The organism is Lysobacter auxotrophicus (assembly GCF_027924565.1).
GTDB classification, from domain to species: Bacteria; Pseudomonadota; Gammaproteobacteria; order Xanthomonadales; family Xanthomonadaceae; genus Lysobacter_J; species Lysobacter_J auxotrophicus.
In genome coordinates this window covers 3050225-3075989 of the sequence record NZ_AP027041.1, presented here as the reverse complement: position 1 = coordinate 3075989, position 25765 = coordinate 3050225, and the positions used below count along the sequence as shown (strand labels likewise).

Here is a 25765-nt window from a genome sequence, read left to right as displayed (position 1 = left end):
CCGGATTCCATGTAAGCAATGCTGGGGAACGTCCTTGAAGAGTGAAGCCGCAGAAGCGACGGCCGCCGCCATTGCGAGCAAGGCAACCCAAGCTGGCGCCGGCACCGCCGTGTTTGGCGGCCTGACCGCAAACGAGTTCGCTGCTTTCGGAGGCTTGCTCGTCGCGGTCATAGGCCTGCTGGTGCAGGCGTACTACAAGCGCAAGGCCGACAAGCGCCATGCGGAGGAGCACGAGCTTCGGATGGCGAATCTGAGGAACGGGCATGAATAAGGGTTCTGTCGTCGCCGGTATCGCTGCTGGCGCGCTCGCGCTCGCAGCTGGCGTCGTGATGAAGTGGGAGGGCTACAAGGCCGATCCATACATCGACGCTGTCGGCGTGCTCACCGTCTGCTACGGCACAACCACGGACGTCCAGCGCCGCCAGTACAGCCGCGCGGAGTGCGAATCGTTCCTCGCACGTGATCTCGAAGAGGCGCGCGAGGTGGTGCATGCATGCGTGAAGGCGCCGATGCTGCCGCACCAGGAGGCCGCGCTGATCTCGTTCGCGTACAACGTCGGCCCGGGCCATCCCGGCGTGCGCGACGGCCTGTGCTGGCTGAAGAGCGGCAACCAGCCTCGGATTCGCATTAAGGCCAACGCGGGCGATTGGGTTGGCGCCTGTGCGGAACTGTCGAACTGGACGCGTGCCGGCGGTCGCAGGCTCCTTGGGCTTGAGAGGCGCCGTGCAGACGAGCGCCGGCTGTGCGAGGGCCGCATCTGATGGACACGCGCTTCGCCAGCCGCAAGTTCATCCTCACCTGCGTGCTGATCTTCATGGCCGCCACCGCGTTCGCGTTCGGCCAGATCACCAGCGACCAGCTGCTCGAGTACACGAAGTGGCTCCTCGGGCTCTACATGGCCGGGAACGTCGGCGACACGTTCGTCACGAAGGAGCCGCGCCATTGAACCCGTATCCGACCCTGATGCGCTGGGGTGCGGCGCTGGTCCTGCTCGCGCTGCTCGCGGGTGGCCTCGTGAAGTGCGGCTACGACAAGGGCGCGGCCGCGCTGGATCAGGAGCGCCGCGACCATGCCGTCACCAAGGGCTACTACGCGCAGATCCTCGGCGACCTGGCCGAGAAGACCCGCGTTGCAGCCGACAACGCAAAGGCCGCCAGCGAGCAGGCCAAGGTCGACCGCGCCGCGGCCGACGCCCGTTACCAGGAGGCGAAGTCCGATGCGAAGCGTGCCCGTGCTGATCTCGTTGCTGGCCTGCGCGGTGGCGCTGTCAGCCTGCACCCGTGGTGGTCCTGTGGTGCGCCCGGACCCTCCGACCGTGACGCTGCCGCCGATCCCACACGACAAGATGGCTACGCCGACCTTCGGGCAACAGGCGCGGCGGACCTTGTTGCAGGAGCCGATGCGGCCGACGCCTGGATCCAGTGGCTCCAAGCTGAACTGATCAGCACCGATAACGCATGTGGCGTGGTGCGGAGCAAGCGGTGAAGCTCACCACGCTCCGTCCCAAAGTGGCCACGCTGCGCAGCAGGGTGCAGAACGTGCCCACCGCCAGCGACCGCCGTATCACCGGGCGCACGCTGCAGAACCGCAGGCTGCGCATCTGGTCGAAGGACCCGCACTGCGCGAAGTGCGGTCGGCTCGTGGCGTATCCGCATGGCTTCGAGCTCGATCACGTTGTTGCCCTGTCGCAGGGAGGCTTGGACGTGGACGCGAACTGCCAAGTGCTGTGTATCGGCACCGATGGATGCCACGAGGCGAAGACCAGAGCCGACCTCGGGCAGCGACGGAGCCGGTGATGAAGGAGATACCTGGCTTTGAGGGGTACTGGGCAAGCGAAGAAGGACTCATCTACTCCGCTCGGAGTGGTTCGCTGAACCTCCTCTCATCGCAGCCCGACAAGCACGGGTACCAGCGGGTAACACTGAAAGGAAGCACCGGAAGGGACAGGCAGCCTGTCCATCGTCTCGTACTGCTTGCGTTCGCTGGGCTTCCGAAACCGGGCAGCGTGTGCCGCCACATGGACGGTGACAAGGCGAACAACCGTCCGGCCAACCTGCAGTGGGGAACGCACGCTGAGAATGCGGCTGATGCAATCCGACACGGCACGCTGGGTCATAGCATGAAGGCGCGACATCGCAGGCTGAGTGCGGCCCAGGTGCTGGACATCCGACTAAGGGCGGCGGCGGGCGAGCCGAGCAGATGTCTCGCCAATGAGTTCCATGTCCACCCTAGCTATATCCCTCGCCTCATTCGAGGGCGCAACTGGCCGGCGGCCAACGAGGGGGAGGGGGGCGTCAAATCTTCGCCGTCGCTCGCCGCGTAAACCGCCTGTCCTCCCATGCAGAGATTTTTTTCCCCCTACGAACTCTCTCGGTAATCAGCAAATGGCAGGCGTTAAGGGACTAAGCGGCGGGCCGCGCAAAAACGCAGGCGGCGCAAGGCCCGGAGCGGGCCGCAAGCCCAAGGCGCGAGTCCCCGCGAAGGCTCCGAAATCAGCAAATGCAGCGGCGCGGAAATCAGCAAATGGCAAGCCGCCAACGGCGGTGAAAACTGCGCTCGAAGGGCAGCCGCATGGCGGCGCGCTGAAGCGGACCAAGTCGACGCCGGTGCCGATCGAAGGTCGAGACATGCTCCAGCTCTTGCAGGACGTCGCCCTCGGCGTGGTCGATGCCACCGGCCTGCAGGTAAAGGCGGCCATCGCGGCGGTGCAGTACACCCATGCGAAGAAGGGCGAGGGTGGGAAGAAGGAAGAGAAGAAGGCAGCGGCAGGCGCTGTTGCCGGCGGTCGCTTCGCTCCAACGGCGCCGCCTCCGCGGACACGGGCGAACTGATCCATGGAATGGTCGACCGCGTGCCCTGACTGGGAAGACCGGCTGCGGGCGCATCAGCCCATCATCCCGCCGCCGATCTTCCCGGACCAGGCGGCGATCGCGCTGCGGGTCTTCAAGGAGCTGCGGATCGTCGATGCGCCTGGCAGCCCGACCTTCGGGGAGGCATGCGATCAGTGGGTCTTCGATCTCGTCGCGTCGATCTTCGGCGCCTACGACGCCTCGACGGGTCGCCGGCTGATCACGGAATGGTTCGTGCTGTTGCCGAAGAAGAACTCGAAGTCCACGGTCGCCGCCGGGATCATGATGACGGCGCTGATCTTGAACTGGCGGCAGTCCGCCGAGTTCGCGATCCTCGCGCCCACGATCGAAATCGCGAACAACAGCTTCGCTCCGGCACGCGACATGTGCCAGGAGCGCGTTGACGAAGACCTCGCGACGCTGATGCACCCGCAAAACCACGTGAAGACGATCACGCACCGCGAGAGCGGCGCGAGCCTGAAGGTGGTCGCGGCCGACAACAACACCGTCGGCGGCAAGAAGTCAGTCGGTACGCTGGTCGATGAGCTCTGGCTGTTCGGCAAGCAGGCCGATGCCGAGAACATGCTGCGCGAAGCGATCGGTGGCCTCGCATCACGCCCGGAAGGGTTCGTGATCTACCTGACCACGCAGTCGGATGATCCGCCCGCCGGCGTCTTCCGGCAGAAGCTGCAGTACGCGCGCGACGTGCGCGACGGGAAGATCGTGGACAAGCGCTTCGTCCCGATCATCTACGAGTTCCCGGCCGACGTGATCGCCAAGAAGGGGCATCTCGATCCGGAAAACTTCGGGATGGTGAACCCGAACCTCGGGTACTCCGTGGACAGGGAATTCCTCGAGCGGGAGCTGCGGAAGGCTCAGACCGCCGGCGAGGAATCGGTGCGCGGCTTCCTCGCAAAGCACTTGAACGTCGAGATCGGGCTGGCTCTTCGGTCGGACCGTTGGGCGGGCGCGGATTTCTGGGAAGCGCAGGGTGATTCGACCCTGACGCTCGACTCGCTGATCGAGCGAAGCGAGGTCGTGACCGTCGGAATCGACGGCGGTGGCCTGGACGACTTGCTCGGTCTCGTGGTGGTCGGCCGGGAGCGCGATACGCGCCGGTGGCTTCACTGGGCCCATGCGTGGGCCCATCGAATCGTTCTCGAGCGGCGGAAGGACATCGCGCCGAAGCTGCTCGACCTGGAAAAGGTCGGCGACCTGACCATAGTCGAACTCCCCGGGCAGGACGTGCTGCAAGTTGCCGACATCGTGTCGCGCTTACGGGAAGCGGACCTGGTGCCAGACGAGAACGCGATCGGCGTAGATGCCGCAGGCATCAACGACATCGTGGACGAACTCACCACCGAGGAACGCGGATTCACCGCGGGCCCCGGCGGGCAGATCGTTGCGATTTCGCAGGGCTACAAGCTCAACGGTGCGATCAAGTCGACTGAGCGAGTAGTCGCCGGCGGCGAGCTGGTGCACGGCGCGCAGCCTCTGATGGCGTGGTGCGTCGGTAACGCAAAGGTAGAGCCGAAGGGCAACGCGATCACGATCACGAAGCAGGCGAGCGGTTCCGCAAAGATCGACCCGCTGATGGCGACATTCAACGCGGTGTCGCTCATGGGACTTAACCCGGCCGCGCAGGGCGGCTCATTCTGGGACGAATAGACTTGAAGATTCTCGACCGACTGCTGGGCCGAAAAGCCGCACAGCTCACCTACGACCAGGTCGCAGATCTGATCGACGGGACTGGCGGCGGCCGCGTGGCCGGCTTTGCCGTCACCGACAAGACCGCGCTGCAGGTCACGACGGTGCTCGCTTGCGTCAAGGCGATCGCTGACGGATGCGCGACGCCTGACCTGCACGTGTACCGCGAGAAGGCGGATGGCACGCGCGAGAAGGCGACCAACATCCCCGAATACCGGCTTCTCAGCCGTCGCCCGAATGAGTGGCAGACGTCGTTCGAATGGCGCCGGCAGATGACCTTGCATGCCGCACTGACCGGTACCGGGCTGTCTCTGAAGGTTCGCGGGGATAACCGTCGCGTGCGTGAGCTGATCCCCGTGATGCCGGGGCGCTGGGACGTGCGTAAGGTGGCGCGTTACGAAGTGCGCTACCGATGCTGGGATGAGTTCGGCCTCATCGGTGAATTCACGCCCGACGAGGTCTTCGTTCTGAACGGCGTGCAGTGGGATTGGATGAACAGCCTCAACGCTGTCGTGCTCGCTCGTCATGCAATCGGCCTCGCCATGGCCACAGAGCGGAGCCAGGAGGCGATGCACGCGAACGGCCTTCGGCCGAGCGGTACGTACTCCGTCGAGGGCAACCTGTCGACGGAACAGCATGCGCGTTTGACCGCATGGCTGAAGAAGTCCGCCGGCGCAGAGAACAACGGCATTCCGCTGGTACTCGACCGGGCTGCGAAATGGTTCAGCACTGCGATGACGGGCGTGGATGCACAGCACGTGGAGACGCGGCGCCTGCAGATCGAGGAGATCTGCCGTGGCTATGGCGTGTTCCCGATCATGGTCGGCCACTCCGATAAGTCGGCGACGTTTGCAAGCTCCGAAGCGTTCTTCGGCGCACACACGAAGCACACGCTGGCGCCTTGGCACCGTGCCTGGACGCAGCGACTTGACGAGACGCTGCTCGATGGTTCGGGCCCGTTGTTCACAGAGTTCGACACGCGCTACCTGATGGCGGGTTCCATGAAGGACCGCGCGATGTGGGCGCGCACGATGGCCGAAATGGGCATCTACACCCGCAATGAAATCCGCGACGAGGAAGGCAAAGACCCGCTGCCTGGCCTCGACGACCCGCTGACGCCTTTGAACATGTCCGGCAGCAAGCCGACAGGGGATGACGATGAATAACCGACCGATGCTCGAGCTGCGCGAAGCTCGCGGTGGCCGCGAGGTGCGCTCCTACGTTCTGGAGCTTCGCGCGACCGGCGATGACGGCAGCATCGAGGGCTACGGCTCCGTTTTCGGCGTACGCGACAACTACGACGACGTCATCGCTCCAGGCGCTTTCGCTGCCTCGCTGTCCGAGCACAAAGCCGAGGGGACGATGCCGGCGATGCTGTGGCAGCACAACCCAGACGAGCCGATCGGCGTCTGGACTGAAATGGTCGAGGACTCGAAGGGTCTTCGCATCAAGGGCAAGCTCGCACTCGACACCAGCCGAGGCAAAGAGGCGCACGCGCTGCTGAAGCTGGGCGCGCTCAACGGCCTGTCCATCGGCTTCGTATCGAAGCAGTGGACCTACGATCGCGAAACCGACGTTCGCACGCTCACCGAGATCGATCTCTGGGAGGTCTCGCTGGTGACGTTCCCAGCGAACGAGAAGGCGCGGGTGACGAACGTGAAGGCTGCCGACGGCATGGCAGCCCCGAAAGATGCTGAGCGAATCCTGCGTGATGCCGGATTCAGCAAGGCCGACGCAACGGCATTCGTGTCGCGCGTCATGCGGATGGGAGAAGAGCGGAGTGAGTCCGCAGATTCGACCGCCCAGGCAATGAGGGCAGCCCAGCGGCTGCTCGACACCCTCCAATCCCAAGCAAGGAACACCCCATGAAGATTTCCCAGATCCTCGCGATCGCAGTAGTGATCGCGCTCGTTCTCACCGTCGGCCATGCCTCGGCCGATCCGCTGATGCTGGCCGCGTGCGTCGTCGCAGTACCGGCCGACGGCATGACCCGTGACTTCGCGGCGTTCCGCGCACGCCTCGCGCAGGCGGTTGCCGTGGGTCTCTACGAGAAGCGCGAAGAGCCGACCATCAAGTCGGTCGCCGATGCGCTGGACAAGATCGCCACCGCGTTCGACGAGTACAAGAAGACCAACGACGAGCGCATCGACGCGATCAAGAAGGGTCAGTCGACCACCGACCTGGACGCGAAGCTGGCCAAGATGGACAGCCACATCGACGCGCTGAACGAGGCGAAGTCGCGCCTGGAGAAAGTCGAAACCAAGCTCGCACGCCCCGGTTCGCAGGGCGGGGACCGCAGCGAGAAGCAGAGCCCGGAAGCCGATGCCTACAAGTCGGCGTTTCTTTCGTGGGTCCGCAATCCCCACGATCCGGAGCGTCGCACGGCGCTGCAGCAGCGCGCCAAGGCACTGCGTGCCATCGAGGCCAAGGCGTTCGGCGATGACGACGGCTTCGAAACCCGCGCAACGCAGACCGTCACCTCCACCGGCTCGGCCGGTGGCTTCGCGCTGCCCGAAGTGATCGAGCGTGCGATCGCGCGCCTGTCGGTGGACATTTCGCCGATCCGCCAGATCGCCACGGTGCGCACTGTCGGCAGCCCGGACTACAAGGAGCTGTTCGACATCAACGGCGCCGCGTTCGAGTGGGTGGGCGAAACCGGAGCGCGCTCCCAGACCAACACTCCGAACCTCGCGGAAGTGGCGCCGACCTTCGGCATGGCTTCGGCCAAGCCGCAGGCCTCGGAGGAGTCGCTGGACGACCTGTTCTTCGACGTCGAAGGCTGGCTCGTGTCCTCGGCCTCCGAAGCGATCGCGGCGGGCGAGGGTCTGGCGTACATCAGCGGTGATGGCACCAATAAGCCGACCGGCATCCTGGCGGGCCCGGCGCCGGTCACCACCGCGGACGCCGCGCGGGCCTTCGGCACGTTGCAGTACATCGCGTCCGGCCAGGCTGCGGCGATGCCCACCAGTGCGGACATCTTCCTCGACATGGTCTACTCGCTGCGCGCGCGCTATCGCAACAACGCCCGCTGGCTGACCTCGAAGCTGGTCCTGTCGGCCCTGCGCAAGTACAAGGACAGCCAGAACCAGTACCTGTGGCAGCCGTCGTTGCAGGTGGGCACCCCGGCGACCTTCCTGGGGTACGCGGTCACCGAGGCGGAAGACATGCCGGCGGTCGCCGCGAACGCGTTCCCGCTCGCCTTCGGCGACTTCAAGGAGGGTTACCTGATCGCCGATCGCGTGGGCATGCGCATGACCCGCGACGAGATCACCACCCCGGGCTTCGTGAAGTTCTACGTGCGCAAGCGCACCGGCGGCAAGCTGCGCAACACGCAGGCGATCAAGCTGCTGAAGATCGCGGCGACCTGATCGCGCAGCGCGGAAGCCACCCCCCACAGAAGGGCCCCATACCGGGGCCCTTCGCTTTGGAGAGCACCATGAAGCTGAAGGCAACGAAGAATTTCTCCTGGGCGCACCGCGGCGTCGAGATTGAGCATTTCGAAGCGGGCCAGGTCATCGAAACGGACGACGCCGATCTCATCCGCGTCGCGAAGGCCGAGGGCTGGGCCAAGCCAGCGGGCAAGGATGACGGCGGCGCGCCGGAAGACAAGTCGAACGGCAACGCGCCCGAGAACAAGTAAGCCATGGGCCTGCGCCGGACAACTGAGCCCGGCGTCGAGCCGGTAACGCTGGCCGAGGCGAAGCTGCACCTCCGCGTCGACAGCGATGCAGAGGACGCGAAGATCGTGGGCCTCATCAAGACGGCGCGCACCGATTGCGAATTCCGCATCGGGCGCACCCTCATCACGAGCGGGTGGACGCTGACGCTCGATTGCTTTGCGCAGCTCGCCGAGTTGCCGATGCCGCCGGCGATTTCGATCACCTCGCTCAAGTACACGGACACGAGCGGCGCCGAGCAGACACTTGCGCCCAGCGCATATCGCGTCGACCTGTCGAGCGATCCGGCGCGTGTTGAGCCCGTCGGCGGATGGCCAGCAACCGCATCAGTGCAGGCAGCAGTCCGTGTGGTGTTTACAGCAGGGTACGGTGAATCACCCGACGCCGTCCCCAGCGCGGCGAAGGACTGGATCCTGCTGGCGGTGGGCGACCTGTACGCGAACCGCGAGCGCTCGAGCGAGAAGGTGAAAGTGCCCATGGACTTCGCCGACGCGCTGCTGGACCCACTTCGCATCTGGGGATGACGATGCAAGCCGGAGCCCTGAACCGCCGCATCCGCATCGAGCGCAGGCTCGAAGGCGAGGACGCTGCTGGCCAGCCACAAGAGGCTTGGGATCCGACGCCGGTCGCTGAGGTCTGGGCGAACGTGAAGGGTGCCACCGGCATGGCTTCGATCCGGCAGACCAGTCCGCAGGACAACGTCGCCGCGTCGGTGAACAGCTACAGCATCCGCATCCGCTATCGCGAAGGCATCGACGACGGCATGCGCGTGGTGCTCAGCGGCGTGCCGTTCGACATCAAGCAGGTGCGCATGGACTACGCGGGCCGCGAATGGACCGACCTGGTCTGCGAGCAGGGCGGCAACGATGGCTAAGGGCTCGTCCTTCGACGCGAGCGAATGGCTCACCGGCTTGGCCAAGCTGGCGGACCCGAAGCTGCGCGAAAGCCTGGCGCGTTCGATGGCTGTCGCCGGCGGCAAGGTGCTCCGCGACGAGGCGAAGCTGCAGGCGCCGGTCAAGGACGGTGTGCTGCGCTCGGCAATCTATCTCGCGTTCAAAGATCAGCGCTCGAACGACGCGCAGGTCGTCTATTCGGTGACGTGGAACGCCAAGATCGCCCCGCACGGCCACAACGTGGAAATGGGGCACTGGCGCTACAACAAAATCGTGAACGGCCGGCCACAGAAGAGCCTGCGCCCGGGCCTGAAGAAGGGCAAAGGGCCCGAGGATCACGTGCCTCCGGGCAAGTTGAAAAATCGGAAGTGGGTGCCGGGTAAGCCGTTCCTGACACCCGCGTACCACAACGGGGCGCAGCGCTCCCTGCAGGCAATGATCACGCGCGGTCAGCAGCGTTTGCCCGAGCTGCTCGCCGGCGTAGCACCCGAGGTGGCCGAATGAGTCTGGAAGCAGAACTGAAAGCGCTCCTCGGGCCGCTGGTGAGCAATCGCGTGTATCCGGACGTGACGCCGGAAGATCCGAAGTACCCGCTGATCGTGTACCAGCAGGTCGGCGGCGATGTCGTGGAGTTCGTCGAGGGCAAGGTCGCCGACAAGGACCACGCGCGCATGCGTGTGCACGTGTGGGCGAAGACGCGGCTGCAGGCGACGCAGATTGCGCGCCAGGTGCGCGTCGCGATCGTCGAGGGCGCGATGAAGGGCAGCACCTACGGTGCGCCGATTTCGCTGCACGAGGACATGCTGAAGATCTACGGCAACCGAACCGATTACGGGATCTGGTACACACCGGACCCATGAGCAACCGAGCCGCCCACGAGGCGGCTTTTTTGTGCCCGCCGTTTGGCGGGACCAGTCACCCCGCCAAACCCACAGAAGGAAAGCACCATGAGCGTCTCGCTCCCCAATGGCTCCACGATCCACATCGCCAGCGGCACCGGGTCGGCCATCAACGTCACCGCCATCTCCAACGTCGTCCAGGCCGTGTGCACGGCGGCGGGCCACGGGTTGGCGAATGGCGACTTCGTCATCCTGACTTCCGGCTGGTCGCGCCTGACCGACAAGGTTTTCCGCGTCGCCGGCTCCACGACCAACACGTTCGAACTGGAAGGCGCCGACACCAGCGACGTCAACATCTACCCCGCCGGCGGTGGCATCGGCTCGGTGAAGAAGGTCTCCGGGTGGACGCAGCTGCAGCAGGTCCTGCAAACGCAGTCGCAGGGCGGCGAGCAGCAGTTCGCGACGTACCAGTTCCTCGAAGGCGATCGCGAAGTCCGCTTGCCCACCACGAAGTCCGGTGGCGGCCTGACGATCAACGTGGCGGACGATCCGACGCTGCCCGGCTACATCCTCGCCAGCAAGGCGAACGACGACCGCGTGGAGCGCGCGGTGCGCGTCACCACGGCGAAGGGCAGCAAGATCCTGTACCTGTCGTACATCACGATCGACAAGACGCCGAGCATGGACGTCAACGCGGTGATGGCGTGCCAGGCGACGCTGTCGCACCTCAACGAGCCGGTCCGCTACGCGGCCTGATCCCCCACCGCGGGGCAGGGATGCCTGCCCCGCAGTTCTGAGAGCCCCCGATGTTCAAGATCAAGAGCGAACCGACGTTCCCGGCCACCATCACAATCATCGGCCAAGGCCGCGAGCAGAAGCTGGCGCTCGTGTTCCGCCATCGCATCCGCACCGAGTACGCCGATCTCCTGCAGGCCGTAGCCAAAGGCGAGAAGACCGTCGAGGACGCCGTCCTCGAAGTCGTTGAGTCGTGGGAAGCGGACGCGGAGCTGAGCCGCGACACGCTGGTGCAGCTGGACGAGCAGCAGCCGGGCGCGTGCTGGGCGATCCTCATGGGCTACCAGAGCGCGCTGGCGGTCGCACGCAAGGGAAACTGATCGGCGGCGCACAGGCGCTCTACTGGAAGAAGCCGACGACGGAAGACCTCGGCGGCTTCGATCCCGAGGACTATGCGTCGCCCGAGCAGCAACGCACTTCGGTCTACTACGACGTCGACGCGAAGGATTGGTTCTTCGATCTCTGGGAGGAGAACTGGCCGCCGCTCCAGCTCTACATCCAGCTGCAGACCCAGTGGCGCGTCGGCATGGCTGGGCCGTACGGCCTGGACTACAACGTCATCTTCCACGAGTTGGACCGGCAAGGCCTCGACCGAGAGGCCTACGACGAAATGCTGGCGGCGTTGCGCGTCGTTGAAGAATTCGCCTTGAAGGCGATCACGAAATCGAACTGACCACGGCCCGCCTCGCGCGGGCCTTTTCCTTACTGGGACGGCAATGACTGAAGTCATCGGCACCGCGCGCCTCGATATCGTGGTGAACACCGAGGACCTGGAGCCCGCGATCGAGCGCGCGAAGCGCGGCGTGACCGGGATGTCGCAGGCGGCCCAGGCCGAGTATCAGAAGCTCGGTGCGGCGGAGCGCCGGCGCGCGGACGCGCTGATCCGCCAGGCCGACACGCTCGGCCTTACCCGCGCGCAACAGGTCGCCTACAACGCCACGCTGCGCACGTCCGGCGCGTTGCAGGACGAAGTGATCGGCCGCATTCGCGCGGCCGAAGCGGCAACGCGTTCCGGCGCGAGCGCGCTCAACCAGTACGGGCAGTCCGCGAAGCAGGCGCAGGCGGCGCTCCGCGGCGTTCCCGCGCAGCTCACCGACATCATCACCTCGCTGCAAGGCGGTCAGAATCCGCTCACCGTGCTGTTCCAACAGGGCGGCCAGTTGCGCGACATGTTCGGCGGCGTGGCGCCGGCGGCGCGCGCGCTCGGCGGCGCGGTGGTGGGCCTGATCAATCCTTTCACCCTTGCGGCGGGTGCGGCGGCGGCGCTTGCGTTGGCCTGGCACAAGGGCTCCGAAGAGGGCACGCGTTTCAACGAAGCCCTGATCCTCACGGGCAACTACGCTGGCAAGACGGCCGACCAACTGGCGACGCTGGCAAGCCAGTTGGACGGGCTCGACGGCGTCACCACTGGAAGCGCGGCGGCCGCGATTGCCGCCGTGGCGGGTACTGGCCGCTTCACCGGAGAGCAGCTCGAGCTGGTGGCCACGGCCGCGGAGCAGATGCGCGCGGCGACCGGCAAGGCCATCGAGGAGACCATCGAGGAGTTCGAAGGCCTGCGGAAGGACCCGGTCAAGGCGATTCTCGAGCTGAACGACAAATACCACTTCCTCACGCAGACGCAGCTCGACCGCATCGAGACGCTGAAGGAGGAGGGGCGCGAGCAGGAAGCCGTGGCCGAGGCGATGCGGACGTATGCCGGCGTGATCGGCGAGCGCACGCCGCAGATCGTCGAGAACCTCGGCTACATCGAGAAGGCGTGGCGCGGGATCAAGAACCTCACCCGCGAGGCGGTGGACGGGCTTCTCAGCGTCGGTCGCGCAGCGCCCGTGCAGCAGCAGATCGCGGATCTCACCCGCGCCAACTCGGTCGCCTTCAACGAGCTGCAGCGCTTCGATCCGTCGTCGGACATGGCGGCCTACATCAAGAAGGGCATCAGCGAGCGCTACGACGAGATCAAGCGCCTCAATAAGCAGCTCGCCGAGGACGCCGCGAAGACCACGCCGCAGGCGACCGTCGACAGCGCCACCGAGCGCGCGCGCATGGAAGCAGAAAAGGAGTTCGATCGCGCTGCGCTGTCAAACCTCGACAAGAAGGCGAAGCTGGAGCGCGAGATCACGGACCTGAAGGAGAAGGGCGCCAAGGCCGGGAAGAGCCAGGCCGAGATCGACAAGGCGGTCAACGACGCGAGGGCGCGCTTCGCCGAAGCCGAGGCGCGATCGCAGCGGAAGGGTTCGAAGAACGATCCGACCGCGACGCTGCTGAAGAGAGTACAGGACCAGACCGCGCTCAATCAGGAGCAGGCCCTTAGCACCGAAACGCTGACCGCCAGCGAGCGCATCCGCATCCAAGTGCTCGAGGAGCTGGAACGCATCGGAGGCAAGGTGTCGGCTGGGCGTCGGGCCGAGATCGATGCGGCGCTCGAACAACTGCGCGTGAGCGGCGAACTGGCCGAAGCGCACAAGAAGGAAGTGCTGGCCAAGCGCGAGCTGGCGAAGCTGCAGGACGAGATCACCGCTCGCGAGGGCATCCAGCGCGAGCAGAACAATCTCGATCTCGCGCGCTACGGCATGGGCAGCGACGCTGCCGACCAAGCGCTGCGGCGCCTGGACATCGAGCGCCAGTACGCGAAGGAAGTCGAAGACCTGCACAAGCGCGCAGCATCCCAGCAGCGTGAGGTGCTCGCCGAAGAAGAGCAGGCGCTGCGCGATAGCCGCGACCGCATGATCGTGGAGGAGGAGCGCTACCAGCGCGAGCGCGCCGCAGCGATGGGCGACTGGCGCAACGGCGCGACCACCGCGGTGCAGGACTTCGTGGCCGACTCGGCCGACATCGCCGGCCAGATGTACGACATCTGGAGCGGGGCGTTCTCCGGCCTGTCGGACGTGATCACCGAGTTCATCACCACCGGCAAGGGCGATTTCGCCGGCTTCCTCAACAGCTTGGCGGCCGACATCACCGCCTTCGTGGTGAAGCAGCAACTCTCGAAGTGGATCGGGCAGCTCTTCGTCGGCGGCCGGCAGTCTGGCGGCGACTTCTCCGGCGAGACGATGGGGACGATCTTCGACCTCTGGTCGAGTAGCGGGTGGGGCTTCGCATCCGGCGGCTACACCGGCGCCGGCGGCAAGTTCGAGCCGGCGGGCGTGGTCCACCGCGGCGAGTACGTGATCAACGCGGAGGCGACGCGAACGCTCGGCCGGTCGTTCCTCGATCGGCTCAACGGTGGCCAGGTCCCGGTAATGAGCGGCGGCGGAGGCGGCGACACGTATGTGGTGAACGTGCCTGTGATCGGGCGAGTGGACGCGTCGACGCGTTTGCAGATCGCGAGCAACGTGTCCCGTGAGCAGCGGCGCGCCGCGAGGTTTGGCTGATGGCCTTCGACGAAGACAGCTTCATCGATTTCCGCTTCAACACGAACTACCGCTATGGTTTCGTGGGCGGCCCGAACTTCGCGACGCTGGAGAAGCGACTTCGAAGCGGCGTCACCCGCCGTCGCCCGCTGATGGACATGCCGCTGCACCGTTACCGCGCCGAACTGGCAACGTTCAACGAGGACGAGCGCGCGGCGTTGCTGGACGCAATCTGGGTCGCTGAGGGCAAGGCGTATACCTTCCGTTTTCGCGACTTCAACGACTGGCGCGTCAGCAATCAGGTGCTGGGCTACGGTGATGGCACCAGTTCGCCTATCCAGCTGGTGAAGCACTACACGCGCGGGCCGAAGACGAAGAGCCGGGACATCACGCTGCCCGTCGACGTCGCAATGACGGCGGACGGCGTTCCGTTCACCGGTTTCGTGGTGCAGCCGATCGGCGGTCTGGTGCTTCCTACGACTGTGTGGCCTGCCGGCGCGCTGCTGGAGTGGACCGGCACGTTCGATGTCTGCGTGCGCTTCGCGAACGACTACAACCCGCTGACCAGCGTGGCGGGCCGCATCAACGAGCTGATGATCGAGCTGCAGGAGGAACGGTACGGATGAGCCGAATCATCCCCGTTTCACTGCAACCAAAGCTCGATCGACACGTCGGCGTGTTCACCCGGTGCGTGCGGTTCCGCTTGAAGAGCGGACAGGTGTTCGGCTTCGCCATGTGGGATCGCGATATCACGTACGACCACGGCGACGGCCTTGGGCCGACGGTGTACTCGGCATCGCAGGGCATCGACCCGTCGATGATCGCGTCCGATGTGAACTACTCGGTGGCGAACGCCGAGGGGAAGATTCTCGTATCCACGACGCTGCAGGGGCTGACCATCGAGATGGTCGAATCCGGCGCGCTGGACGACGGAGAGTGGGATTGCTTTGTGCTCGACCAGCGTGATCCCGCGACCGGCAGCGCGTTGCTGCTCGACGCGGGCGACCTGGGTGAGGTCCGTTCCGAACGCGGCATGGTGGTGATCCCTGAACTGCTGTCCTACGCGATGCGGTTGCGCCAGTTCATCGGCACCGTCTGGCAGCGCTCAGGGCGCTGCATCTTCGGCAGCCCCGCGAACTCGCAGACCGGCTGCGGCGTTGACGCTGAAGCATTGTGGCAAGGCGGCGCCGTGGCCAGCGTCGGGGCCGAGAGCGATCGCACCTTCACCGGCAGCTTTGCGGGCTTCTTCCCTGGGCGGCTTGAGTTCACCAGCGGGCCCAATGCCGGACGCCGCTATGCGATCGAGAAGGTCGTCGGGAGCACGATCACCCTCGCCGAGACAACGCCGTACGCAATCGAGAATGGCCATAGCTATCGGCACCGCCCCGACTGCACGAAGCTGAAGGATGGACCGTTGGGATGCGACAGCTACAACAACTGGCCGAACTTCAAGGGTGAGTGGACGATCCCCGTTGGCGACGGCGTCGCCGGTAGCGTTCCGGGCGGCAAGCTCCCCGGCGGCGGCGGATGGACGGGCGAAGTCGGTCCGCAGGTGCTGGAGTGAGCGGCGCCGCTCTGGCGATCGCGCACGCGCGATCGATGATCGGTGTCCCGTGGCGCCATCAAGGACGCAAGCCTTGGGCGGTGGACTGTCTCGGCCTGGTCATCCTGTCGCTGCGAGCGGGTGGCTGGTCGCGGACCGTCGACGCGCCGGCGCGCTACGGCCGCGAACCGTGGGATGACCGCCTTCGCCGCGGGTTGCGTGTGCACTTCGGGGAGCCTGTCACCGGGACGTGCGAGCCGTGCGATGTCGCGCTCGCGCGCTGGGGCGCAGGCGAACCTACGCACGTGGGGCTGCTGGCCGACTACGTTCACGGCGGTCTCTCCATCATCCATGCCAGCACGCGGCAGGGCGTCATCGAGACCGCGCTTGCCGGTCGCATCCGGGACGCCGTCATCGAGGCCTATCGGCCGAACTGGGGTGACGCGTGAGCGATTACGCAGGTCCTGTATTAGGCGCCGTCGGCGCCGTTGTTGGGTGGTTCGTGGGCGGCCCTGCGGGTGCATCGTGGGGCTGGGCCATCGGCTCGACACTGGGCAGCGTGTACAGCGCGTCGCAACAGGTTATCCCCGGGCCGAAGATTGGCGATCTGCAAAAACAGACGTCGCAGGAAGGCGGGTTTCGCGGGATCGTCTTCGGTCGATCGAACCCGATCATGGGCAACGTCATCGCCGATAGCGAGCCGGTGATCGTCAAGAAGAAGGAGCGCCAAGGAAAAGGCGGTCCGAAAGTGGAAACAGAGTACGCATATCGCACGTATGCGATTGGGTTCTGCGAGGGCGAGACGACGCTTCTACAGGCGTGGCGAAACGGCATCCTCGTGTATGACGCCGAGGATCCGGCGTTGACGGCCGCCAACGCGAAGTTCCTTGAGTACGCAACATGGCACACCGGCAGCTTCGACCAGATGCCGGATCCTGACCTGCAGGCGATTCTCGGCGCCGGCAACACGCCGTTCTTCCGTGGCACGTCGTACCTGGTGCTCGCGAATGAGGACGTCACCGATCAGCGCGGCGCGTGGTCGCAGTGGCAGGTGCGCGTCTTCCGTGGTGCCGCCAAGCACGTCACCTCTCCGCTGTATCCAGTGCTAAGCATCGAAAGCATGGATGCGCCTGCGGTGGTCGCAGGGATCGCGTCTCTCGATGCGTTCATCGACGACCTCGATCACGCAGCTACGCTCACCGGCGGCGATCTGCGCGAAGCGCTCCAGGAATACGAAAACAATCCGCCCGACGAACTCGACACGTTCGCGACACTCACCGGCGGCCAACTCCGGCTTGCTCTGGTCGATTACAGGAGCAACCCGCCTGATGAACTGGACACCTCGGCAACGCTCACCGGCGGGACGCTCGTCAACACGCTGATCACCTATTCCAACAATCCGCCCGACGAACTCGACACGTCCGCGAACATCACCGGAGGCACCCTGTCGTGACCAATTTCCTGATTCCGAACAAGAACCTGATCGTGCCGAAGCGAGATGCAGCGATCGGGTTTCAGCATGACGTCGAGCAGATCATCAAGATGGTGTGCCATAAGGTCGATGCGCACGGCCAGATCGTGCACTCGCGCGTTGCGGCACAGTTTCCGAACCTGATCACCACTGGTGGACTTGATCGCATCGGCAACAATAATGGCGCGGCCGCGTATTGCCAGGTCGGAACCGGCACCGCGGCGCCGTCATTTGGCGACAACTCGTTGGCGAATCGCATCGCCGGATCTAACACCGAGATCAGCGGCGGGACGACCCAGCAGATCGTAGCCGGCCCACCGCGGTACTCGTCGAACGTGTCCGGTCGGCGCTTCGCTGCGGGCGTTGCGACCGGCACGCTCGCGGAAGTCGGTTTCGGCTGGGCGACAAATGGCAGCCTCTGGAACCGCGCGCTCATTCGAGATGGTGCCGGCAACCCGACGACGATCACCGTGCTATCGGACGAGATCCTCGATGTTTATCTCGAAACGCGCATCTACATCCCGACGGGCGACTCGGCGCCCTTCGTCCTGAACCTCGCGGGCGTCGACTACACGTTCGTTCGCCGGCCGATGCGCAATGGCCAAGTGAATTCACCAGGTGGTTTGTCGCTCGGGTGGGGTCTGACCAATGCGCCGGGCTCGATGACGCAGTGCGGTCTGAACGGGGATACCGGCGGCGGGACCGGCTTCCAAATCGGAAGCGCGGCGTGGGACGGTGCGCTCGCCGCCGAGAACGCGGCAAATCCGACGGGCAACCGCAGCGGAGCGAACGCCACCATGTCCGCATATGTCGGCGGAACGAATCAGCGCGCCGGCTCGCTCACATGGCCGGTCTCGCAGGGAAATCTGGCGGGCGGGATCGACGTGGTCTCAGTGATCACTAACTGGAGTTCGTGGCAGTTCTCGGTGTCGCCGCCGATCCCCAAGACCAGCAGCCAGACGCTGGTGCTGAACGTGCTGCAGACCTGGGGCCGCCACTGATGATTCCCGAGGGCCGACTGTCGACGCAGGCCGTCGCGGCGCCTTTCGTGTGGCCCGGCAAGCGCCCGGGCTATCCCTTGGAGGCGCGCCATCCCGGTGGCGTGAACATCAGCGACGCCTCGCAAGGGTTGGAGGTGAAGATCTGGACGGCGACCTACGATCAGGTGGCGGAATCGGTGAGCCTCACTGCGCCTGGGTCGCCCGTCACGCTGTTGTTCACCGCGGCGGGCATCAAGGAAATCGACCTCGCGTTCGACCAGAACATGCGGCCGCTGATCGCGTATGTACAGGGCAGCCAGGCGAAGTTCTTCTGGTACGACCCCACGGTCGAGGGCTACACGCATACCAGCCTACCGGCGGGCACGATCACGCCGCGCTGCGCGATGGACGACACGCGCTCTCAGTTCCAGAGCCAGGCTGACATCATCATCGCCTACGTGCGCGCGGGGTCAATGTACTTCCGGCTCCAGCGCGAGCGTTACGCGACGGAGCATCTCCTGCAGTCCGGTGTCGCCGGCGGGCTGGTGCGCATCGGTATGAACTCGCAGCTGCGCTTCCAGTTCGAACTCGAAGACGCCGGAACGGAGGACTGGCGGCTCCCGCAGGTGATCGAGGACGTGTGCCGGCGTGCGAACCTTCCTGAGCACCTGATCAACCTCGTGATGATGGACTGGGAGAAGGTCATCCGCGGTTACACGATTGGCTCGGCATACGCGGGAGCGGGCATTCTTCAGACCTTGTCCTCGATCTTCTTCTTCGACCCCTCGAACGCGAACGGCAAGGTCGCATTTGTGCCGCGCGGCCGCGACGCGGTGGCCACCATCATCGACGACGATCTCATCGACGACGGCGAAGACGCGGAGGTCGAAGACACGCGGCGTCAGGACAGCATTGGCATCCCGCGTGTGCTGCACCTGAACTACTACGACGTCGACGGGGGGCTGAACACCGACAAGCAACGCAGCGAGCGCCCCGAAGGAGCGCGCGCCGACGGCGAGCAATCGCTTCAGACACCCGTCGTGTTGTCGGCAGACGAAGCCGCATCGGTGGTTGCGATCACACACGGGATGATGGTCGAGCAGCAGAAGGGCGAGCTGACGTTCGCGCTTCCGGACAGCTGGCTTCGTCTCACCGAGGCCGATCCGGTGTTCCTCCAGCTTAAGAACAAGATGGTCCGGGCGATCCTGACGCGCGTCGAGACCGACGACGGCGAACAGCGGTACAAGGGAATTCGCGATCGCCAGAGCCTGTACCGAACGCAGGTGCAGGGAATTCCAGCTGCGCCCGTCACGCGGCCGCCATCTTCTGTGGCTGGGCCAACCACCGTCGAGATCCTCGACATCCCAATCCTCCGGGATACGCACGACCAGCTCGGGTTCTATGTGGCGGTCTCGGGCATCTTCCCCGCGTGGCCGGGCGCGCTGGTGGAGTTGTCGCTCGACGGTGGCGCTACCTTCGTCGACGAGCAGAGTACGCGAAACGCGAGCGTCGTTGGAAAGCTCACCACGGCGCTCGGCGCACACCCGCGAGAGTATCCAGACGCCACGAACACCTGCCGTGTGCAAATCGATACGCCGAACGCGCTGCTGGAGAACACCGACCTTGCCGGCATGTTGAACCGCACGAACCGCGCGGTGATCGGCAACGAGATGGTGAACTTCGCCGACGCCGACGAGTTCGCGCCTGGCGTGTGGGATCTGTCGCACTGGTTGCGCGGGCGAAAGGACACGGCGCCGGTTGCGCATTCGGTGGGTGAGCGCTTCGTGCTGCTCGACACAGCGATGTTCATCCCCGCCGACATGTCGTGGCTCAACCGCACCCTGACCTTCCGCGCGATGACGTTCGGCCGCCCCGTTGAGGAAGCCACGATTGTCTCGGTCGTCTTCACTGGTCAGTCGCAGGTAGAACGCCATCCGGCATATCTGCAGGCGCGTCGTGACGGTCTCGATGCGGTGGTGAGCTGGCAAGGGGTGGGGCGGCTTGGTGGCGGCGCGAGGGTCGCGATGGGTGCGTACTTCGCCGGCTATCGCCTCACGCTCACCGACGGCACCACGACGCGCGAGGTCGACACGGCTGCGACGAGCTACACCGGCTCGCTCGTTGCCTTCGACGGCCCCGTCACCGCGCGGGTGCAACAGCGCAATCAACTGACCGGGCTCGGCCCGTATATCGAGGTCACGATCTGATGGCTACTCCGAACACCGGGATTCCGTACGTCCCGGAAAACACGTTGGATCCTGCGGCGGGGCTCAATCTCTCGCTCAACGTCATCGACGCGCTGCTGCAGACGGCGCCGATCGACATGAACCGGACCGCGCCGCCGGCGACCCCGAGCGATGGCGACCTGCACATCGTCGCTGCCGGTGCGACGGGCGCGTGGGCTGGGCACGACAACGCGCTCGCTCGCTACGTCGCGGTGGGTGCCCTGTGGCAGTTCTACCCTGCCGGCACGAACGTGTTCCTCGTGCTCAACCAAGCCGACGGCGCGCTGTATGCCTGGAACGGTTCGGCATGGGTTGCACCGATCGCTTCCGGCTCCGTCGCCGCCATTTCGGTGAGTTACAACCCGGCGACGTCGGGACTTACCGCGACCAACGTCCAGGCCGCGCTCGACGAGATCGCCGCGGCGGCCGGCGGTATTGCCGGACCGGTGTCGAGCGTCGACAACACGTTGCCGCGCTGGAACGGCACCGGCGGCGATGCGCTGCAAGCCTCCGGCGTGGTCGTGAGCGACGCCGACGAGATCAGCGGCTATCGCGGCAACATCAATGCGCAGACGGGCACCACGTACACCGCGCAGGCCTCGGACAGCGGCAAGGTGCTCACGTTCGCCAACGGAGCGGCGGTCACGGTCACGCTGCCGAACAACCTGCCGGCGGGCTGGTGCTGCACGTGGGTGCAGAAGGGTGCCGGCGCAATCGCTTTCGCCGCGGCGAGCGGCGCGACGCTGCAGAACCGCCTTGGCCACGACGGCAGCGCGGGGCAGTGGGCCATGGGTTCGCTGTACGTGGACAGCAACGCGGGCGGCGCGGCCGCGGCGTACGTGCTCGCCGGGGACACCGCCTGATGTTCGCGCTACCCGCAGGGCTCGGCGCAGCGAAGCCGGCCGCCACGGTCGCGGCATGGCAGCGCTTCAATCCTACCGGCGCAGAGCAGACGTTCGTCGTGCCGCCCGGGTTCACCAACTGCACCGCGTACGCGATCGGCGGTGCTGGTGGCGGCGGCGTGTACGCGTTGAACGGCGGCAACTCCGGCGCGGGCGGTTACAGCGAGGGCACGTTCTCAGTGACGCCCGGCGAGACGCTGAGGATCCGCGCAGGAGCGGGCGGGCAGGGCGGTCACCGTGACGTCGGCACCGCGCATTACGGCGGGGTCGGCGGTTATCCGGGCGGTGGTAGCGGTTCGTTCGGCGACACGTTCGGCGGTGGTGGTGGCGGCTATTCCGGCGTCTTCCGCAATGCCGGCGCGGCGCTCGTTATCGCGGGCGGCGGCGGCGGAGGTAGCGGCTTCAGCAATGCGGCAGGGTCGGGCGGTGGAGCTACCGGCGGCGCGGGCAACGGCGCTGGCGGCGGTTCGCAGTCAGCCGGCGGAACCGGCACCTGGCCAGGCAGCGCCTTGCAGGGCGGCAACGCCGACAACGGGAACCGCACCGTCTTCACCAGCAACGACGGCGGCGGCGGCGGTGGCGGCTACTTCGGCGGCGGTGCCGTGAGCGGTGACGGCCGAAGCGGCGGTGGCGGTTCCGGCTTCCTCGGCGTCGGTGTCACAGGCAACACGTACGGAGGCGTCAACAACACGCGACCCGCCCAGGTACCGGCGACCATCAATGGCGAATCGACTGCAGGGCTCGGCGTCGGCGTGCCGGGCATCGCGAGTGTCGCCGGCGCGACGGCTGCGAACGGCGGCGCCGGGGCGATCTGGCTGCACTTCACGTAGCGCGTCGCAGCCCGGGAGACGCCCGGGCGTACGATGCCGGCATGCTGGGCCCGGCCTTCAAGTGGAGCGATTCGGAGGACATGTGCGTCCTGTTCCTCCGCTACGGGTCGGTGGCCACCGTCAAGCGGAGGGCCCCGGGCCTGGTCGAGATCGAGATCAGCTGGGGGAACACTAAGGTCCGCGGCACGGACGGAAGCCTTCGCATGGGGCGCCGAGGAGTCGAGCGGTGGATCAAAGCTCGCGGCGGCCCGCACGAGAAGCGAAAGCCGTACCAGCCTTCAGCAGAGTTCCTGCGGCGTAAGGCGAGCGAGGCGGCGGCCTACAGGTTCCTGCTAGGTCGCCCCTCGAAATGAAGTGGCGGGCCGGGGCGCCTAGGTCTCACCTCGTGAGATGCTCCGCCTGCAGGCTTCGGGCATCCCCCACTGGTATCCACCATGACTGAAAAGCTCGCTTGGGCCGAAATTGAGCCCCGCCTTCGCCAGCTCCGCCTCTCCGCCGACGAGCTGAAGGAACGGTTTCCCGATGAGGCCGACTTCATGCCGCGGTTTGCCGACCTGGCCGACGACATCCTCGAGGCCGCTAACGATGCCTGCTACGACGACGCGAGCGTGCGCATCACCGACATGCTGATCGATTTGGGCTACGTGCCGGCTGAGCACCGGCAGCACTAAAAGGGCAGGCCGCGAATGAATATCCAGCCAGCGGCGTTGCATTGGCTGCACCGTTCGCCGTTTTCGTAACCGCTAGCCTCACAACTCGGGCATTCCTCCCAGTCGCCGACCTGAATGGCGCTTTGGATAACGCCCTTGCATCGACGCTTCCCATAAGTACGCGGGCAAGGCTGGTTTGCGAGCTCGATGCACGCCGGCGCGCGACAATTCGTGCAGGCGGCGGTTGGCTGCCGGAGCTTGGTCATGGCATCACGCCGCCAACCGATGCTCATAGTAGGGATGCCGCTTGTCGTCGAAGATGGCGTACAGCGCGGCGAGATTGCCGGCATCCGGTCGCAGCCACGCGTCGATGTGCTCGGGCTTGATGTTGATGATCGTACGATCGTGCCCTGCGGCCGCGACCTCGGGCTCCGGCTCGTCGGTGATCGCCGCGAACGAGTAGAGATCAGGCGCGCCCTTGTAGCCCGGTGACCGGTTCCACAGACAGGCGATCAGCATGGGCTCCGCCGTCTTGGGCGTGAACGCCAGCACTTGGTTCTCGCCGTTCGGCCCTTCGACGTTCTCGTAAAACACGTCGGCGACCATGATGCCGTGCTGGTACCCGAACAGGTCCTTCCACGAGGACTCGAGCTTGTCGCGCCGGGCATTGTAGGTGCCAGGGAACTTGCGCTCGACTGCCTCGGTCCAGCCCGGCAGGCGGCAGAAGTACCGCATCGGCTTGATCACGCGCCGGCCGTCCTCCCAGATCATCACGGGCGCGTACACACCGGGGAACACGCGCGAGTCGCGGGGCAGGGCATCATCGGTGCGCCGCAGGTCCGCCAGTTTCTGCTTGGCTGCCTCGATCTTGTTGGTGGCGATGCGCACGTCCTCCTGCGCCTTCTTCGTCACCTTGGTCTGCAGTGCCCGCTGCGCAGTGTTGAGCCGCGTGGTCTGGGTGAACAGCTCCTGCTCGGCCTTCGAGGCGGCCTCGGCGTTCCACAGCTGGATCTGCCGCCAGATGTCCCGTTCCTCTGTGGTCTCGCCGGCGGCGAAGGCGTCGTCCATGGCCTTGGGCGTCTTGGGCCTGGTCTTCCCCTTGTCGTGGAAATAGAGGATCGCGAACTCCTCGACGGAGATGGTGGCGCCGAACTCGCGAACGTACTTGCGGTAGTTGGCCCAGACCTGGGCGGAATAGCACATGGCGAGGCCGTAGGCGGAGATTGAGCGAATATACCTCTGGTGCTTATCTGGTTAGCCTGTGACTGCGGTCACGATGTATGCTCCGGCCGTCATATGGAGCGTCCAGGGGGACGAAGTGCCGACGATCAACAGGACGTTGCTGCTCAAGCGCGTTGTTCAGGTAGACGGGATCCGCTTCCCGGCGATCGAAGCACTTGCTTTGCACGAGTCGATGGATCGAGTTTTCGAAGCCGCGAACTCTGTCTGGGACCGCCATTACCCGAAACGGGAGCAGGCCACGCCTGGACGGCGTTGCGTCTTCTTCGAGCGCGTGGAGCGGCGCGGCACCGCCGTGCTCTTCAACGCCTATGCCTACCTCGCCCGGCATACCCCTGACCAAGCGGTCATTGACGACGTTCGGGCGCGTGTGTCCGCTGATCCGATCGTGGACGAGCATGGGACCCACAAGGAGATCGTCGAGCGCTTCGCCATAATCGTGCTCGGGGAAACGATGATCATCGAGTCCGCGCGAGTATCCGGAAGCGCACACCTCGCGCTGGCCGCAATGCGAGATTTGATTCGTCGCCATGATGCACCGCGACATCCCAACATGAAGCTCGAGGACGCGCCGAGCCTAGATTTCCAACGCATGGCCCGCCTTCACCGCGGGGTCGCTAGCGTCACCGCGCGCCTCCACGTGGGGTTTACTGCGGAACCCAATACGTTCGGTGACGCCATGGAGGCAATCGTCGCCAGAAAGGGCTTTGAGAGGGCGAAGGTCACAACAACCATCGAAGCGTCGGAGAACGATCAGCTCGACCCCACCAGGGTCGAAGAGATGCTGGACGAAAGCGAAAGCGGAACTGGCCTTTCCGGCATCACAATCCGCTTTCGGGACGGGGCCTCGCTGGGCGAACTCAGCAGCTACCGGGAGAAGCTCCCCATTCAGGTTCAGCAGGTCCGCCCGGGGGTGCCGGTCGTCACCGAAATTGAGACGGCGATGGTCGACTATCTCAGGGCACTGGCGACGCCAGATGAAGACAACTTCCAGTTGATCACCCAGACCGGGATGTTTACATGACCATGGCCCTCTTCGCCCCCCAGCTACCTCCGGAGTTTCAAGCCGCGAAGGAAACGCTGCGGGCGGCACGGACGGAGGCGATTCCCACGAAAGCCGCCCGGCGTGCCCGCGTTGCCGGGTATGTCCTGTTGCTTGTCGGGGGCTGCTGCTTAGCCGCCGCCCTGATGGCGATAGGAGTTCTTTCTGCGGATCAAAAGGACTTCTGGCGCTCCGGGCTGACGGCAATCTCCATCCTGAGCGGCTTCATGGTCGCCACGATGGTGTTCACGGGGAAGATTGAGGCGGCAAAGAGCTTGTCCTTGTCTGAATTGCGCGATGTCGCGGCGAAGTCCAATTACCTCCTGCTGTACCAGGTGGCGACGCTGGCGAATCACCTTGTGTGCATGCCCCTGATGCTCCTGACGCCGTCCGTGGCCGAGCGATCCGCAAATGCTGGCGCCGTCTGCGCCGTCCTCGCGTTCGGGCTTTTCTTCGTCTCGATCGTTAGGAGTCTGCTCATTCCGGTGCAGATCATCGAGCTTCACCGCTTCACCCATGCTGCGATGCTGCGGGAAAAGCGCGACGAGGCGAAGAAGGTCGATAAGATCTGAGCGCCTGTGGCCGGTGATCGGTGACCCCAAACTGACCCCACGGCCCTGCTAAGCGCCTGATTCCACAAGATCGGGAAACGTCACCAGCGACCAGCTTAGTCCTTGTCGCCATTGATCTTCCCTGACCTTGACATGGTAGGGGCCTATTCGATGCGTGGTGGCCTGCCCACAGTGCATTAGGCCTTGATAGCGGCCGCAGTGAGC

32 protein-coding genes are annotated in these 25765 nt (G+C 65.4%); 31 read left to right on the top strand and 1 reads right to left on the bottom strand.

Translation table 11 applies throughout. The annotated features are described in order from the left end of the window. Nucleotides 1-34: 34 nt before the first annotated feature. The 29 genes from LA521A_RS13905 to LA521A_RS13770 all read left to right on the top strand — a co-directional run bounded on the left by LA521A_RS13905 (nucleotide 35) and on the right by LA521A_RS13770 (nucleotide 22729). A complete protein-coding gene (locus tag LA521A_RS13905; protein WP_281779465.1) occupies nucleotides 35-271 on the top strand; it encodes a holin in 237 nt (78 codons plus the stop codon). Beyond that, on the top strand, nucleotides 264-761 hold the full coding sequence (locus LA521A_RS13900; protein ID WP_281779464.1) for a lysozyme: 498 nt from the start codon (nucleotides 264-266) through the stop codon (nucleotides 759-761). Before LA521A_RS13905 ends, LA521A_RS13900 begins: the two co-directional genes overlap by 8 nt. Continuing rightward, the gene (locus LA521A_RS13895; RefSeq protein ID WP_281779463.1) at nucleotides 761-946 is read left to right on the top strand and encodes a hypothetical protein; all 186 of its coding nucleotides are present in this window, start codon (nucleotides 761-763) and stop codon (nucleotides 944-946) included. Before LA521A_RS13900 ends, LA521A_RS13895 begins: the two co-directional genes overlap by 1 nt. Beyond that, nucleotides 943-1485, top strand: coding sequence for a hypothetical protein (locus LA521A_RS13890; RefSeq protein WP_281779462.1), 543 nt, complete (start codon nucleotides 943-945; stop codon nucleotides 1483-1485). The genes LA521A_RS13895 and LA521A_RS13890 overlap by 4 nt, the downstream gene beginning before the upstream one ends. After that, nucleotides 1482-1796 carry an HNH endonuclease gene (locus tag LA521A_RS13885; protein WP_281779461.1) on the top strand — a complete coding sequence of 105 codons (315 nt, stop codon included), beginning with the start codon at nucleotides 1482-1484 and terminating at the stop codon, nucleotides 1794-1796. Before LA521A_RS13890 ends, LA521A_RS13885 begins: the two co-directional genes overlap by 4 nt. Then, a complete protein-coding gene (locus LA521A_RS19035) occupies nucleotides 1745-2323 on the top strand; it encodes an HNH endonuclease signature motif containing protein (RefSeq protein WP_425494524.1) in 579 nt (192 codons plus the stop codon). Before LA521A_RS13885 ends, LA521A_RS19035 begins: the two co-directional genes overlap by 52 nt. 220 nt (nucleotides 2324-2543) lie before the next feature. Then, nucleotides 2544-2831 carry a hypothetical protein gene (locus tag LA521A_RS13880; RefSeq protein WP_281779460.1) on the top strand — a complete coding sequence of 96 codons (288 nt, stop codon included), beginning with the start codon at nucleotides 2544-2546 and terminating at the stop codon, nucleotides 2829-2831. Between the two features lie 3 nt (nucleotides 2832-2834). Beyond that, nucleotides 2835-4517, top strand: a complete 1683-nt coding sequence (locus LA521A_RS13875; RefSeq protein WP_281779459.1) for a terminase large subunit — start codon at nucleotides 2835-2837, stop codon at nucleotides 4515-4517. Nucleotides 4518-4519: 2 nt separating this feature from the next. Continuing rightward, nucleotides 4520-5722, top strand: a complete 1203-nt coding sequence (locus tag LA521A_RS13870; RefSeq protein ID WP_281779458.1) for a phage portal protein — start codon at nucleotides 4520-4522, stop codon at nucleotides 5720-5722. 7 nt (nucleotides 5723-5729) lie between these two features. After that, on the top strand, nucleotides 5730-6425 hold the full coding sequence (locus LA521A_RS13865; protein ID WP_281779457.1) for an HK97 family phage prohead protease: 696 nt from the start codon (nucleotides 5730-5732) through the stop codon (nucleotides 6423-6425). After that, the gene (locus LA521A_RS13860) at nucleotides 6422-7924 is read left to right on the top strand and encodes a phage major capsid protein (protein WP_281779456.1); all 1503 of its coding nucleotides are present in this window, start codon (nucleotides 6422-6424) and stop codon (nucleotides 7922-7924) included. The genes LA521A_RS13865 and LA521A_RS13860 overlap by 4 nt, the downstream gene beginning before the upstream one ends. 68 nt (nucleotides 7925-7992) lie before the next feature. Further along, nucleotides 7993-8196, top strand: coding sequence for a hypothetical protein (locus LA521A_RS13855; protein ID WP_281779455.1), 204 nt, complete (start codon nucleotides 7993-7995; stop codon nucleotides 8194-8196). Nucleotides 8197-8199: 3 nt separating this feature from the next. Beyond that, nucleotides 8200-8757, top strand: coding sequence for a head-tail connector protein (locus tag LA521A_RS13850; protein WP_281779454.1), 558 nt, complete (start codon nucleotides 8200-8202; stop codon nucleotides 8755-8757). After that, entirely contained in the window at nucleotides 8754-9107 is a 354-nt protein-coding gene (locus LA521A_RS13845; protein ID WP_281779453.1) for a phage head closure protein, read from the top strand. Before LA521A_RS13850 ends, LA521A_RS13845 begins: the two co-directional genes overlap by 4 nt. Further along, on the top strand, nucleotides 9100-9630 hold the full coding sequence (locus LA521A_RS13840) for an HK97 gp10 family phage protein (protein WP_281779452.1): 531 nt from the start codon (nucleotides 9100-9102) through the stop codon (nucleotides 9628-9630). The genes LA521A_RS13845 and LA521A_RS13840 overlap by 8 nt, the downstream gene beginning before the upstream one ends. Continuing rightward, nucleotides 9627-9986, top strand: a complete 360-nt coding sequence (locus tag LA521A_RS13835) for a DUF3168 domain-containing protein (protein ID WP_281779451.1) — start codon at nucleotides 9627-9629, stop codon at nucleotides 9984-9986. Before LA521A_RS13840 ends, LA521A_RS13835 begins: the two co-directional genes overlap by 4 nt. A gap of 87 nt (nucleotides 9987-10073) precedes the next feature. After that, complete coding sequence (locus tag LA521A_RS13830) at nucleotides 10074-10721, top strand: phage tail protein (RefSeq protein WP_281779450.1); 648 nt, start codon at nucleotides 10074-10076, stop codon at nucleotides 10719-10721. A gap of 50 nt (nucleotides 10722-10771) precedes the next feature. Beyond that, nucleotides 10772-11080, top strand: coding sequence for a phage tail assembly chaperone (locus LA521A_RS13825; RefSeq protein WP_281779449.1), 309 nt, complete (start codon nucleotides 10772-10774; stop codon nucleotides 11078-11080). Beyond that, nucleotides 11020-11433 carry a DUF1799 domain-containing protein gene (locus LA521A_RS13820; protein WP_281779448.1) on the top strand — a complete coding sequence of 138 codons (414 nt, stop codon included), beginning with the start codon at nucleotides 11020-11022 and terminating at the stop codon, nucleotides 11431-11433. The genes LA521A_RS13825 and LA521A_RS13820 overlap by 61 nt, the downstream gene beginning before the upstream one ends. Before the next feature lie 43 nt (nucleotides 11434-11476). Continuing rightward, entirely contained in the window at nucleotides 11477-14128 is a 2652-nt protein-coding gene (locus LA521A_RS13815) for a phage tail tape measure protein (protein ID WP_281779447.1), read from the top strand. Beyond that, entirely contained in the window at nucleotides 14128-14733 is a 606-nt protein-coding gene (locus LA521A_RS13810) for a DUF2460 domain-containing protein (protein WP_281779446.1), read from the top strand. The genes LA521A_RS13815 and LA521A_RS13810 overlap by 1 nt, the downstream gene beginning before the upstream one ends. Next, nucleotides 14730-15671, top strand: a complete 942-nt coding sequence (locus LA521A_RS13805) for a DUF2163 domain-containing protein (protein WP_281779445.1) — start codon at nucleotides 14730-14732, stop codon at nucleotides 15669-15671. The genes LA521A_RS13810 and LA521A_RS13805 overlap by 4 nt, the downstream gene beginning before the upstream one ends. Further along, on the top strand, nucleotides 15668-16099 hold the full coding sequence (locus tag LA521A_RS13800) for a C40 family peptidase (protein ID WP_281779444.1): 432 nt from the start codon (nucleotides 15668-15670) through the stop codon (nucleotides 16097-16099). Before LA521A_RS13805 ends, LA521A_RS13800 begins: the two co-directional genes overlap by 4 nt. Next, a complete protein-coding gene (locus LA521A_RS13795; RefSeq protein WP_281779443.1) occupies nucleotides 16096-17103 on the top strand; it encodes a hypothetical protein in 1008 nt (335 codons plus the stop codon). The genes LA521A_RS13800 and LA521A_RS13795 overlap by 4 nt, the downstream gene beginning before the upstream one ends. Then, a complete protein-coding gene (locus LA521A_RS13790; RefSeq protein ID WP_281779442.1) occupies nucleotides 17100-18122 on the top strand; it encodes a hypothetical protein in 1023 nt (340 codons plus the stop codon). The genes LA521A_RS13795 and LA521A_RS13790 overlap by 4 nt, the downstream gene beginning before the upstream one ends. Next, on the top strand, nucleotides 18122-20308 hold the full coding sequence (locus LA521A_RS13785; protein WP_281779441.1) for a phage tail protein: 2187 nt from the start codon (nucleotides 18122-18124) through the stop codon (nucleotides 20306-20308). Before LA521A_RS13790 ends, LA521A_RS13785 begins: the two co-directional genes overlap by 1 nt. After that, entirely contained in the window at nucleotides 20308-21189 is an 882-nt protein-coding gene (locus LA521A_RS13780; RefSeq protein WP_281779440.1) for a DUF2793 domain-containing protein, read from the top strand. The genes LA521A_RS13785 and LA521A_RS13780 overlap by 1 nt, the downstream gene beginning before the upstream one ends. Continuing rightward, a complete protein-coding gene (locus LA521A_RS13775; protein WP_281779439.1) occupies nucleotides 21189-22058 on the top strand; it encodes a hypothetical protein in 870 nt (289 codons plus the stop codon). Before LA521A_RS13780 ends, LA521A_RS13775 begins: the two co-directional genes overlap by 1 nt. Before the next feature lie 434 nt (nucleotides 22059-22492). Then, the gene (locus LA521A_RS13770) at nucleotides 22493-22729 is read left to right on the top strand and encodes a hypothetical protein (RefSeq protein ID WP_281779438.1); all 237 of its coding nucleotides are present in this window, start codon (nucleotides 22493-22495) and stop codon (nucleotides 22727-22729) included. A 249-nt stretch (nucleotides 22730-22978) separates the two neighbouring features. On the opposite strand, the gene LA521A_RS13765 is transcribed toward LA521A_RS13770, so the two are convergent. Continuing rightward, entirely contained in the window at nucleotides 22979-23911 is a 933-nt protein-coding gene (locus LA521A_RS13765; RefSeq protein WP_281779437.1) for an SOS response-associated peptidase family protein, read from the bottom strand. 115 nt (nucleotides 23912-24026) lie between these two features. On the opposite strand from LA521A_RS13765, the gene LA521A_RS13760 reads away from it, so the two are divergent. Both LA521A_RS13760 and LA521A_RS13755 read left to right on the top strand, forming a co-directional pair. Continuing rightward, entirely contained in the window at nucleotides 24027-24971 is a 945-nt protein-coding gene (locus LA521A_RS13760) for a hypothetical protein (RefSeq protein ID WP_281779436.1), read from the top strand. Continuing rightward, complete coding sequence (locus LA521A_RS13755; protein ID WP_281779435.1) at nucleotides 24968-25561, top strand: hypothetical protein; 594 nt, start codon at nucleotides 24968-24970, stop codon at nucleotides 25559-25561. The genes LA521A_RS13760 and LA521A_RS13755 overlap by 4 nt, the downstream gene beginning before the upstream one ends. Nucleotides 25562-25765: the final 204 nt, after the last annotated feature.